Source organism: Cryobacterium fucosi, assembly GCF_004403515.1.
GTDB lineage: Bacteria > Actinomycetota > Actinomycetes > Actinomycetales > Microbacteriaceae > Cryobacterium > Cryobacterium fucosi.
In genome coordinates this window covers 1-12,348 of sequence record NZ_SOHH01000004.1, presented here as the reverse complement: position 1 = coordinate 12,348, position 12,348 = coordinate 1, and the positions used below count along the sequence as shown (strand labels likewise).

Annotated in this window: 8 protein-coding genes; 3 read left to right on the top strand and 5 right to left on the bottom strand. The window is 72.3% G+C overall.

What is annotated here, in order from left to right; translation table 11 throughout:
* The 4 genes from E3T48_RS00110 to nirD all read right to left on the bottom strand — a co-directional run.
* Window positions 1-1,050, bottom strand: a 1,050-nt coding sequence (locus E3T48_RS00110; protein WP_166789575.1) for an NAD(P)/FAD-dependent oxidoreductase, incomplete at its 3' end; no start/stop codon positions are given.
* On the bottom strand, window positions 1,043-3,142 hold the full coding sequence (locus E3T48_RS00105) for a molybdopterin oxidoreductase family protein (RefSeq protein WP_134521869.1): 2,100 nt from the start codon (window positions 3,140-3,142) through the stop codon (window positions 1,043-1,045). The genes E3T48_RS00105 and E3T48_RS00110, both read right to left, overlap by 8 nt.
* Before the next feature lie 285 nt (window positions 3,143-3,427).
* Complete coding sequence (locus tag E3T48_RS00100; protein WP_134521868.1) at window positions 3,428-4,849, bottom strand: MFS transporter; 1,422 nt, start codon at window positions 4,847-4,849, stop codon at window positions 3,428-3,430.
* Between the two features lie 72 nt (window positions 4,850-4,921).
* Entirely contained in the window at window positions 4,922-5,320 is a 399-nt protein-coding gene (gene nirD / locus E3T48_RS00095; RefSeq protein ID WP_420898336.1) for a nitrite reductase small subunit NirD, read from the bottom strand.
* A gap of 221 nt (window positions 5,321-5,541) precedes the next feature.
* Between nirD and nirB the strand changes: the two genes are divergently transcribed.
* The 3 genes from nirB to E3T48_RS00080 are packed head-to-tail and all read left to right on the top strand — an operon-like array spanning window position 5,542 to window position 10,537.
* Complete coding sequence (nirB, locus tag E3T48_RS00090; RefSeq protein WP_134521867.1) at window positions 5,542-8,256, top strand: nitrite reductase large subunit NirB; 2,715 nt, start codon at window positions 5,542-5,544, stop codon at window positions 8,254-8,256.
* A 3-nt stretch (window positions 8,257-8,259) separates the two neighbouring features.
* Complete coding sequence (cobA, locus tag E3T48_RS00085) at window positions 8,260-9,360, top strand: uroporphyrinogen-III C-methyltransferase (protein ID WP_134521866.1); 1,101 nt, start codon at window positions 8,260-8,262, stop codon at window positions 9,358-9,360.
* A gap of 52 nt (window positions 9,361-9,412) precedes the next feature.
* Window positions 9,413-10,537, top strand: a complete 1,125-nt coding sequence (locus tag E3T48_RS00080) for a uroporphyrinogen-III synthase (RefSeq protein WP_134521865.1) — start codon at window positions 9,413-9,415, stop codon at window positions 10,535-10,537.
* 599 nt (window positions 10,538-11,136) lie between these two features.
* On the opposite strand, the gene E3T48_RS00075 is transcribed toward E3T48_RS00080, so the two are convergent.
* Window positions 11,137-12,048 carry an LLM class flavin-dependent oxidoreductase gene (locus E3T48_RS00075; protein ID WP_134521864.1) on the bottom strand — a complete coding sequence of 304 codons (912 nt, stop codon included), beginning with the start codon at window positions 12,046-12,048 and terminating at the stop codon, window positions 11,137-11,139.
* Between the last annotated feature and the right edge of the window lie 300 nt (window positions 12,049-12,348).

Sequence of the window (12,348 nt, the reverse complement as noted above, 5' to 3'; positions counted from 1 at the left end):
CGGCCCGATCAGCCCGGTCGGGCCGCCGGGCGGGCGGGCGAGGGAGGCGCCGGGCGCGGGCGGCACCGCGACGTGGGCGCAGTCGCCGATCGCGTGGATGGCGGGGTCGGCCCAGCTCCGCAGCGACTCGTCGACGAGGATGCCGGTGGAGACGGGGAGGCCGGCGAGGTGGGCGAGCTCGGTGCGGGCGCCGGTGCCGCAGGACAGCACGAGCAGGTCGCCGCCGATCTGCTTGCCGTCGGCGCAGATGAGGGCGTCGAAGCGCGCCGCGCCGTCATCGTCGACGTGGAACAGCACACTCTCGGCGCGGGAGTGGTTGACCATGGTGACCCCCGCCGCGCGTGCGGCGCGGGCGAGCACGGTGCCGCCGCCGCGGTCGAGGTTGCGGTTCATCGGAATCTCCCCGTGGTAGACGACGCAGACCTCGGCTCCGCCCTTCGCCGCCGCGAGCGCGAGCTCCATGCCGAGCACGCCGGCGCCGAGCACCACGATCCGGCCGCCGGCACGCACGGCGCCGAGCACCGTGTGCGCGTCGTCCAGGTCGCGCAGCGCGACCACGCCGCGGGGAAGGGCGGCGCCTGCCGAGTCGAGGGTCGCGGCATCCGTCGGCGGCGCCATCAGGTTGCGGCGCACCCGGGCGACGCCGTCGAGGGTGGGCACGTTGGCCCGGGCGCCGGTGGCGAGCACGAGCCGGTCCCAGGCCAGCACGGCGCCCGTGCCGAGGGTCACCGTGCGGCGGGTGCGGCTGATCGCGGTCACGCTGGTGCCGGTGAGGATGTTCACTCCCGCGGCGAGCGCCGCCGCGGTGTCGGTCACCTCGAGCGCCTCGCGCTCGGCGTGGCCGACGGCGTAGTCGGCGATCAGCACCCGGTTGTACGCGTCGGCGGCCTCGGCGCCCACCACGGTGAGGGTGGCGAGGCCCGCGCGCACGACGGGGAGCAGCTCCTCGACGAATCGGGCGCCGACGGGCCCGTAGCCGACGAGTACGATCCGTTCCGGGCTCCGGCCGGACGTGGGGGCCGCCTCCGGCGCGACGCTCGGTTCAGACATGGGCACCTCGTTCCTCGCCGGCGAGTGCGCGCACCCGCACGGTCGTGCGCTTGAATTCGGGCATCCCGGAGACGGGGTCGGTCCTGTCCGCGGTGAGCCGGTTGGCGCTCTGCTCGCCGGGGAAATGGAACGGCAGGAAGACCGTGTCGTGGCGGATGTCGACGGTCACCTCCGCCCGGCAGCGCACCACCCCGCGGGCGTTGGTCACGTCCACCCAGCCTCCGTCGACGACGCCGAGCTGGGCCGCGGTCGCCGGGTGCAGCTGCAGGCGCGCCTCCGGTCTGGCCTGGGCCAGCTCCGGCACCCGGCGGGTCTGCGCGCCTGACTGGTAGTGCTCGAGCAGGCGCCCGGTGATCAGGGTGAGGATGCCGCCCTGCTGGGCAGGGGCATCCGCCCCTCGGGCGCGCACCGGGTGGATCCGGGCGCGGCCGTCAGCGTGCTGGAAGCGATCCTGGAAGAGCCGCGGGGTGCCGGTCGAGCCGGCCGGGTAGGGCCAGTAGGCGGCCTCCCCCGTGTCGAGCAGGCCGTAGCTGAGCCCGGAGTAATCGGCGGGGCCGCCGGCGGAGGCGCGGCACAGCTCGTCGAACACCTCGGCCGGGTCGGTGCCGAAGGTGGACGGGGCGTGCAGCCGGCGGGCCAGCTCGTGGAAGATCCAGAGTTCACTGCGCACCCCGGCCGGGGCAGTCACCGCCGTGCGGCGACGGATGACGCGTCCCTCGAGCGAGGTCATCGTGCCGTCCTCCTCTGCCCACTGGGTGACCGGCAGCACGATGTCGGCGAGCGCGGCCGTCTCGGAGAAGAAGAAGTCGCAGACGACGAGGAAGTCGAGGGCGGCGAGGCCGGCGCGCACCCGCTCGGCGTTCGGCGCGGAGACGACGACGTTCGCCCCGTGCACGAGCAGGGTGCGGATGCCGCCGGGTTCGCCCATCGAGGCGAGCAGTTCGACCGCGGGGATGCCGGCCCCCGGGATGCTGTCGGGGTGCACTCCCCAGACCCCGGCGACGTGGGCGCGGGCGGCCGGGTCGGTGATCTTGCGGTAGCCGGGCAGCTGGTCGCACTTCTGGCCGTGCTCACGGCCGCCCTGCCCGTTGCCCTGGCCGGTCAGCGTGCCGTAGCCGGAGTGGCTGGTGCCGACGAGGCCGAGGATGAGGCTCAGGTTGATCGCGGCGGTGGCCGTGTCGGTGCCGTCGACGTGTTGTTCGACACCGCGCCCGGTGAGGATGTAGGTGCCGCCGCCTGCCGCGAGCCGGCGGGCCAGGTCGCGCAGCTGCCGGACGGGCACGCCGGTCTCGGCCTGCACCCGCTCGGGCCACCACTGCCCGACGCTGCGGCGCAGTTCGTCGAAGCCGATGGTGCGCCGGTCGATGTAGTCCAGGTCGACGAGCTTCTCGTTGATGACGACGTTGATCAGGCCGAGCAGCAGCACGAGGTCGGTGCCGGGCGTCGGCTGCACGTGGCTGCCGGCCCCGTTTTCGGTGAGCCGGGCGGTCGCGGTGCGGCGCGGGTCGACGACGATCAGGCCGCCGGCGGAGCGCGCCCCCTCGAGGTGCCCGATGAAGGGCGGCATGGTCTGGGCCACATTGGAGCCGAGGATGAGGATGGTCGAGGCCGCGTCGAGGTCTTCGACCGGGAACGGGAGTCCCCGGTCGAGGCCGAAGGCCCGGTTGCCGGCCGCCGCGGCCGAGGACATGCAGAACCGGCCGTTGTAGTCGATCCGGGAGGTGCCGAGGGCGAGCCGGGCGAACTTGCCCAGCTGGTAGGCCTTCTCGTTGGTGAGCCCTCCGCCGCCGAAGACGCCGACCGAGTCGGCGCCGTGCTCGGCCCGGCCGTCGGCGAGCCGCGCCGCGATGAGGTCGAGCGCCTCGTCCCAGGTCGCGCCGGCGAAGCTGCCGTCGGGCTGCCGCAGCATCGGCTCGAGGATGCGCTCGGGCGAGGAGAGCAGCTCGGCGGATGTCCAGCCCTTCTTGCACAGGCCGCCCCGGTTGGTCGGGAACTCGCGCCCGGCGACCGTGACGCTGCCGGCGTCGTCGGTGAGGTTCATGGCGCACTGCAGAGCGCAGTACGGGCAGTGCGTCGCGGTGGTCGTGGTCACGGGTTCCTCCGATCGGTGGTCGAGCCTGTCGAGACCCGGTGGTCGAGCCCGTCGAGACCCGGTGGTCGAGCCCGTCGAGACCCGGTGGTCGATCCCGTCGAGACCCGGTGGTCGAGCCCGTCGAGACCCGGTGGTCGATCCCGTCGAGACCCGGTGGTCGAGCCCGTCGAGACCCGGTGGTCGAGCCCGTCGAGACCCGGTGGATGATCTCGACAAGCTCGATCACCGGCGAACACAAGCTCGATCACCGGCGGACACAAGCTCGATCACCGGCATCGCCGAGCCTCAGATGCGGTGCCCGGCCACCGAGGAGCCGCGGCGCAGGTAGACGAAGGCGGTGATCGCCATCATCACGACGTAGGCACCCACGAAACCGTAGATCGCGCTGGTGTAGTCGCCGGTCGTGGTCTTCGAGTAGCCGAGCACCTGCGGGATGATGAACCCGCCGTAGGCGCCGACCGCGGAGATGATCCCGAGGGCCGCGGCGGTCTTGCGCTGGGTGCCGACATCGCCCGAATTGCGGTGGGCATCCGTCACGCCGCTGCGGGCGGCGAACACGCTCGGGATCATCCGGTAGGTGGAGCCGTTGCCGACGCCGCCGGCGACGAAGATGACCAGGAAGGCCGCGAGGAAGGCCCAGAAGTTGCCGAGCGGGAGCGTCCAGATCACCAGGAGCGCACCGATCGCCATGGTGGCGAAGGCCGCGACGGTCACCAGCGCCCCGCCGAACCGGTCGGCCAGGCGGCCGCCGGCCGGACGGGCGAGGGAACCGACGAGGGCGCCGAGGAATGCGAGCGAGAGCGAGGCGGAGCCGACGGCGAAGGTGGAGAAGGAGGGGAACTGGTCGGCGATGAGCTTGGGGAACACGCTCGCGAAGCCGATGAAGGAGCCGAAGGTGCCGATGTAGAGCACGGCGAGGATCCACAGGTGCGGTTCCCGCACGGCCGCCGCGGAGGCGGCGAAGTCGGCCTTGGCGTTGGAGAGGTTGTCCATGTACTTCCAGGCGCCCCAGATGGCGACGAGGATGAACGGCACCCAGATGAACCCGGCCAACGGCAGGTTGAGGGTGCCGACGGCGCCGAGCGTGATCGCGATCGGCACGACGAGCTGGGCGACCCCGGCGCCGAGGTTGCCGCCGGCGGCGTTCAGGCCGAGCGCCCAGCCCTTCTGGCTCTGCGGGTAGAAGTAGGTGATGTTCGACATCGAGCTGGCGAAGTTGCCGCCGCCGAACCCGGCGAGCGCCGCCACCAGCAACATGACGGGGAACGGGGTCTCCGGGTTGCCGACGCAGATTCCGAGCAGGATCGCGGGGATCAGCAGCAGGGCGGCGGAGATGATGGTCCAGTTGCGGCCTCCGAAGCGGGGCACCAGGAAGGTGTACGGGAACCGCAGGGTGGCGCCCACGAGGCTCGGCATCGAGATCAGCCAGAAGATCTGCCCGGTGTCGAAGGTGAAGCCGGCGGCCGGGAGCTGCACCACCACGATGCTCCAGAGCTGCCAGACGACGAAGCCGAGGAACTCGGCGAAGATCGACCATTTCAGGTTGCGGGCGGCGATGGCCCGGCCGCCGCCCTCCCACTGCACGTGGTTCTCCGGGTTCCAGTTGTCGATCCAGCGGCCGGGCCGGTGCCCGAGGGCGTCGTTGGTGGAGTGGAGGTCGGTCGTCGCCTGAACGGTGCTCGCGGGGGGTGTGCTGCTGGGGCTCATCAGGTGCTCCTCTGGGACAAGGGGTAAGGGAAGGGGTCAGCGGGGGTCAAGAGGGGAAGGGAAGGGCGCCGGTCAGCCGGCCTGGCCGGCATCCAGCCGCACCTGCACGAGGCCCGCGTCCACCCGCACCGGGAAGGTGCGGAGCGCGTACTCGGCGGAGGTGAAGCACTGGCCGGTCTCGAGGTCGTAGACCTGCTTGTGCAGCGGCGAGGCGATCGTGTGCCGGTCGCCCCTCGAGCCGACGATGCCGCGGCTCATCACGAAGGAGCCCGTGGCGGGGTCCTCGTTGGTCACCGCGTACAGGTGGCCGTGCGGCAGCAGCACGAGAGCGAGCTGCTGCCCGTCCACCAGGGCGGCCTCACCCCAGAGCGGTTCGAGCTGCTCGAGGGCGCAGACGCTGGTCCAGGCCTGGGGGTTCGTGTCCCAGGCGACGGATGCGTCGGGGCGGTTGATCCGGGTGGCTGTCGACACGGGGCACCAGACCTTTCATGGCTTGTTCGGCTTCTCGGTGTCCCCACGCTAACCAGCGCGTGTTTCGCCGCCCCGCACCCACCGTGTCGATTGCGTGAAATGAACCTCACCGCCCCCGGGCTGCGATGTGAGATCGCGGTCACACATTGTTACGTGGGCGCAACGGAGGGGAAACGCGCCACTCTTAGGCTGGCGGCATCCCCAACCCGGAAGGCTCAGCCATGGAAAACGTCAGCAGCACTCCCGCTGAGTCCGGCGCGTCCCGTCGGGTGCTCGTGATCGGCGGCGGCCCGGCCGCACACCGGTTCGCCGAGGCGATGGCCTCCCGCGGCAAGCCGGCCCGGCCCGGCTACCCCGGTTCCCCCGGCAACGCCGCGGGCCACAGCGTCACGGTGATCGGCGAGGAGCCGCACCTCCCCTACGACCGGGTCGCGCTGTCCCGCCGCCTGGTCGACTCCGAGGACCTCACCCTCGGCGACCGCGCCCTCTGGGGCTCCCCCGGCATCCGTTTTCGCGGCGGCAGCCGGGTCACCGGGCTCGACCCGGCGGCCCGCACGGTGACCCTCGACGGCGGCGAGACCCTCGACTACGACGAGCTCGTCTTCGCGACCGGCTCCGCCGCCAGTGTCCCGCCGATCCCCGGCGCCTCGGCCGGCCACGTCTATCGCACCATCGAGGACGTCGACTTCCTCAGCACCGAGGTGGCGCGCCTGCGCGACCGGCTCGGCCGGCCCGCGAACGTCGTCGTCGTCGGCGGCGGGCTGCTCGGCCTGGAGGCCGCGGGCGGGCTGGCCCGGCTCGGCGGGCTGGCGACGATCGTGCACTCCGGCCGTTGGCTGATGAGCGCCCAGCTCGACGAGGGCGCCGGCCAGGCCCTCGGCCGGCTGATCCAGGCCCAGGGCATCAGCCTCGCCCTCGGCAACCGGCCGACCGAGATCCTCACCTCCCCGACCGGCCGCGTGCTCGGCGTCAGCCTCACCGACGGGACCGCGTTGAACGCCGACCTGGTGATCTTCTCCATCGGGATCACTCCCCGCGACGAGCTCGCCCGCCTGGCCGGGCTCGACCTGGGCCCGCGCGGCGGGATCGCGATCGGCGAGGACTGCGCGTCCTCCGTACCCGGGATCTGGGCGATCGGCGAGGTCGCGAGCATCGGCGGGGTCTGTGTCGGGCTCGTCGCCCCGGCCAACGCCATGGCCGAGGTCGTCGCCGACCGGCTGCACGGCGGCGCCGCGGTGTTCCCGGGCATCGACGACGCCACGAAGCTCAAGCTGTCCGGCGTCGAGGTTGCGAGTTTCGGCGACGCCCTCGCCGCCACCCCGCACGCCCTCGAGGTCGTCTACGCCGACCCGGCCAGGGGGCTCTACCAGAAGATCGTCGTCACCAACGATGCCAGGACCCTGCTCGGCGGCATCTTCGTCGGCGACGCCGCGCCGTACACCTCCCTCCGCCCCCTGCTCGGCCGGGAGCTCCCCGCCGAACCCGGCGCCTACCTCTCCGCCGCCGGCGCCGAACCGCCCGCCAACTCCGACCTGCCGGACGACGTGCAACTCTGCTCCTGCAACAACGTCTCCGTCGGCGCGGTGCGCGCCGCCATCCGCGGTGACGAAGCGGCCGGCCATACCGAGGCCTGCACCGAGCTCGGGCCGCTCAAGGCCTGCACCCGCGCGGGCACCCAGTGCGGCTCGTGCGTTCCTCTGGTCAAGAAGATCCTCGAGACCGAGCTGACCCGGGCCGGGATCGAGGTCTCCCGCGCGCTCTGCGAGCACATCGCGCAGAGCCGCAGCGAACTGTTCGAGTCGGTGCGCATCCTGCAGCTGACCTCGTTCGAGCAGATCATGGACCGGTTCGGCAGCGGCCTCGGCTGCGACATCTGCAAGCCCGTGATCGCCTCGATCCTGGCCACCCAGACCTCCGGCTACATCCTCGACTCCGGCCGCGGGGCGCTGCAGGACACCAACGACCGGGCGCTCGCGAACATGCAGAAGGACGGCACCTATTCGGTGGTGCCCCGCATCCCCGGCGGCGAGATCACCCCCGCGAAGCTCAGGGTGATCGCGGAGGTCGCCGCGGACTTCAACCTCTACACGAAGATCACCGGCGGCCAGCGCATCGACCTGTTCGGGGCCCGCCTGGAGCAGCTGCCCGAGATCTGGAAGATCCTCGTCGACGCCGGATTCGAATCCGGCCAGGCCTACGGCAAGTCCCTGCGCACCGTGAAATCCTGTGTCGGCTCGACCTGGTGCCGGTTCGGCGTGCAGGACTCCGTCGCCATGGCGATCAACCTGGAGCTGCGCTACCGAGGGCTGCGCGCGCCGCACAAGTTCAAGCTGGGAGTGTCCGGCTGCGCCCGCGAATGCGCCGAGGCCCGCAGCAAGGATGTCGGCATCATCGCAACCGAGCTCGGCTGGAACCTCTACGTGGGCGGCAACGGCGGCTTCCAGCCGGCGCACGCCCAGTTGCTCGCCCAGGACCTCGACGACGACACCCTGATCCGCTACATCGACCGCTACCTGATGTACTACATCCGCACCGGCGACCGCCTGCAGCGCACCGCCCGCTGGCAGGAAGACGTCGACGGCGGCCTCGACCACGTGCGCGACGTGGTCGTCAACGACTCCCTCGGCATCGCCGAGGAACTGGAACGGGCGATGCTCGAACACGTCGGCAACTACGAGGACGAGTGGGCCGCCACCCTGAAGGACCCGGAGCGGTTGCGCCGGTTCCGTTCGTTCGTGAACGCGCCCGAAACCGGCGACCCGGCGATCGTGCAGGTGCTGGAGCGCGGCCAGCCTCGTCCGGCCCGCCCCGACGAGCGCGCAGCCGCCGCGGCCGGGCCGGTGCTGCTGGCCGGGCCGACCATCCCCGTCCGACCCTCCGACCGCCCGTCCGGCCCGGCGGCCGGCCTGCCCCGAACCGAACCGATCGGAGCGTGAACCATGGACATCAACCTCGACCTCGCCGGGCGCCGGGTGCTCGTCTTCGGCGAGCCCCGGCGGGCCAGACGCGTGCTGGCCCGCTACCTCGCCGCGGGCGCCACCGTCTACCTCGCAACGACCCCGGTCGACGGCCGCACCCCAGACCGGCCGCACCCCGAGGTGCGCCCGGTCGAATACCCGCACTTCCCGCACGGCTGGCGTGACCTCGTCTCCGCCGTCGACCTGGTCGTCCTGGTCGACGTCTCCCGGGCCATCGACGGCATCGTCTCCGACGCCTGCGCCACGGCGCGGGTCTGGCTCTCCCGCGAGCGGGCCGCGGCCGTGGCGCCCCTCGGCCAGGTCAGCCTTGTCGGTGGCGGGCCGGGCGATGTCGGCCTGCTCACCCTCGCCGCGAGGCGCGCGCTCCGCGACGCCGACGTGGTCTACTACGACCGGCTCGGCCCGACCGACCGGCTCGCCGACTGGTGCCCGGGCGCCGAACTCATCGACGTCGGCAAGACCCCCGGCCACCACGCCGTGCCGCAGGCCGAGATCGAGCGGATGCTCGTGGCGAGCGCCAGGGACGGCCACACCGTCGTGCGGCTCAAGGGCGGCGACCCGTTCGTCTTCGGCCGCGGCGGTGAGGAGGTCATCGCGTGCCGGGGCGCCGGCATCCCGGTCACCGTCATCCCGGGGGTGAGCAGTGCCATCTCGGTGCCCGCCGCCGCCGGCATCCCGGTCACCCACCGCGACGTGAGCCGCATTTTCACGGTGCTCTCCGGGCACGCCCCGCTCAGCGACACCGAACTCGCGCACCTGGTCGGCCTCGACGGCACGATCGTGGTGCTGATGGGCATCGGCACCCTGCCGCACCTGGCCGCCGGCCTGGCCAGGCACGGGATGACCGCGGGCATGCCGGTCGCGATCATCGAGCAGGGGTACTCCACCAGGCAGCGCACGACCATCACCAGCCTGCACGAGGTCGCCGCGGTGGCCGGCGCGCTCGGCGCCCGGTCGCCGGCTGTGCTGGTGATCGGCGAGGTCGTACGCTTGGCCCAGCAGGACGACACGGCGGCCGTGGAACTGATGCGGAGCGCCGCCGAGCTCGCCGATCTTGGGTAGCCCGCACCGGCGGGCCGCCCGCCCGAACGATACCGGAGACACCATCAGCGACATGGGCAGTGACGCGACCCTTCCCGGGGTGCGCCCCGACCAGCTCGACGGCTTCCGGATCGCCGTGACCAGCGACCGGCGTTCCGAGGACCTCATCGCCGCGTTCGAACGGCGCGGGGCCGAGGTCATCCACGCGCCGGCCATCCGCATCGCCGCCACCGCCGACGAGGCCAAGCTCACCGAGGACACCCGGCTGATCATCGCCGCCCGCCCGGACGTGCTGCTCGCCACCACCTCCTACGGCATCCGTCGCTGGTTCGAGGCGGCGGATGCCGCGGGACTCGGCCACGACCTCACCACCACCCTCGAACACTCCCGCATCCTCGTGCGCGGACCGAAGGCGCGCGGAGCGGTGCGGGCAGCGGGGCTCGACGACTCGGGCATGAGCGACGAGGAGACCACCCGTTCCCTCGTCGACTACGTGCTCAGGGACGACGCGGCCGGCACCACCGTCGCGGTTCAGCTGCACGGCTTCACCGACGAACCGCAGCTCGACCGGCTGCGGGCGGCGGGCGCGACCGTGCTCACCGTGGCGCCCTACCGCTGGCTGCTGCCGGAGGACTCCGGGCGCGTGCTCAAGCTGGTCGACCTGATCTGCACCGGCGCGGTCGACGCGGTCACCTTCACCAGTGCCCCCGCGGTGGAGGCGCTGTTCGGCGCGGCCGACGGAATCGGCCGGCTGGACGACCTTCTGGACGCCCTCAGCGAGACCGTCGTCGCCGCGGCGGTCGGCCCGGTCACGGCCGCACCGCTCAGGGCCGCCGGGATCGAACCTCTCGTGCCCGACCGGTTCCGGATGGGCGCCCTGATCCGCCAGGTCTGCGACCACCTCGAACAACAGCGCGTGTTCCGGTTGGACACCCGGCACGGCCCGGTCGAGCTGCGCGGTCGGCTGCTCCGGCTGGGCGGGGCGGAAGCGGTCCTCGCCCCCGGTTCCCTCACCCTAATGCGCGCCCTCCTCGACCGGCGCGGTTCCGTGATCTCCCGGGCCGAGCTCACCGCGGCCCTGCCAGACATCACCGACGACCACGCCGTCGACGTGGCGATCAGCCGGTTGCGGCAGGCCCTGCCGGTGCCGGGCCTCGTCGCCACGGTGATCAAACGCGGCTACCGCATCGACGTGTGATCCGCAGTCAGGTCGCACGGTGAGCGGCGATCCGCCCGAAGTCGAGTGCTGCGAAAACGTCAACAACGCTCCCCACCGTATAGGGGAGAGCCCGCGGCGGTGTGCGACGCAGCCGGTGCCGAGCGTCGCACGGGTGCAAGAGGGCGCCCCGGGATGGTGCCCCAGCGGCGCGGGCCTGCCGCACGAGGCATCCGCTCGGCCCGTCGAATTCGACGGAGATTGTGGGCTCAGCCGCCCGAAAACCGCCCCACAGAGGGCGGTCTGGCAAAAATCTCCGTCGAATTCGACGGGGCGTGTGCGCGGTAGCTCGGGGTTGCGTCCAATGGTGTGGTGTAGCCCCGGTCCTGTTGGGCGTGTCCCTGCGTGTTGCACCGATCTGCGCCGCCGAATACGGCCAGATCTCCGCCGACCGGGTCAACTCCCGCAACGGCTACCGCCACCGAGACTTCGATACCGGACTGGTCATTCACTGATGGGCGCTTCCGATACCGGGAAATCGACGTCATGCGGCCGAGGAATCACCGGTCTGTCCCATCACAGTCTGAAAGGGTTCGAACGCCGGGCCGGGGCTGGCCGCCCCCACGCCCGACCGGAGGCGGTCAGGCCGTAACCGTGCGCCGCCGACGGATGCTCGCGGCCACCTCGTCGAGCACGGCCTCCGACCCGGCGTAGATGCCGTCGGCGCGCGGCCAGTGGCTGATCACATCCGTGAAGCCCAGCCGGGCCGCACGGTCGACCGCGTCATCGAACGCCGCCACGCTCCGCAGCGAATACGACCCCCCGCTGTCCAGGTTCAGGTACCGGTCGATCGTGGCCGGGTCGCGCCCCTCGGCGTCGGCGGTCTCGTCGAGCCGGGACGCGAGCCGTTCGACCGAGGCCCACCAGTCGTCGCCGCTGACGCCGTCGGCGCCGGTGGTGACCCAGCCGGCGCCGTGCCGCACGGCCAGGCGCAGCCCCTTCGGCCCGTTGGCCGCGATCACGAACGGGAGCCTGGGCCGCTGGCGGGGCACCCCGACCATCCGGGCGTTGACGGCGCTGGCCCACTCGCCCGCGAAGCTGATTCCGGTGCTCATGCCGGTGCCGTCCGGTTCCTCGTGCCGGAGCAGGAGGTCCAGGGCTTCGACGAACTCCGCGAACCGCTCGTGGCGTTGCCGCGGAGAGTAGTCGGGCGCTCCGAGCACGGCGGCATCGAATCCGGTGCCGCCCGAACCCACGCCGAGCAGCAGGCGGCCGTCCGCGATGTCGTCGAGGGTGGCGAGTTCCTTGGCGAACGGCACCGGATGCCGGAAGTTCGGTGACGACACGAAGGTGCCGAGCCGGATCCGCGCGGTCACGACGGCCGCCGCGGTGAGCGTGGGGACCGTCGCGTGCCACGGCTGGTCGGCCAGGCTGCGCCAGGACAGGTGGTCGTAGGTCCAGGCGTGGTCGAACCCGAGTTGCTCGGCCCGTTCCCATCTGAGCCTGGCGACCCGCCACGGGTCCTGCGGGAGAATGACGATTCCGAAACGCATGCTGCGAGTCTACGGATCCCGTCCGCGACGGTCTGCTCAGCCGGCGTCGTCGTCGATCGCCTCAGCGAGCCCAGTCGGATGCCCGCACCCCGCGGGGGCGCAAGGGGTGCGCCTGTCACCGGCAGGTGACACACTCGAGCCATGACAGGAAGCGAGCACGCCCCGACCCGATGCGCCATCGTCCCGCCGTATCTGCTGGTGCGGCTCGCCCGCCTCGACGACCCCCGGTTCGCCGCGGCCTCCGAGGCGGCCCGCCGGTCCCTGCTTCGCGACTCCCCCCTGCGCACCCAGCGCCAGGTG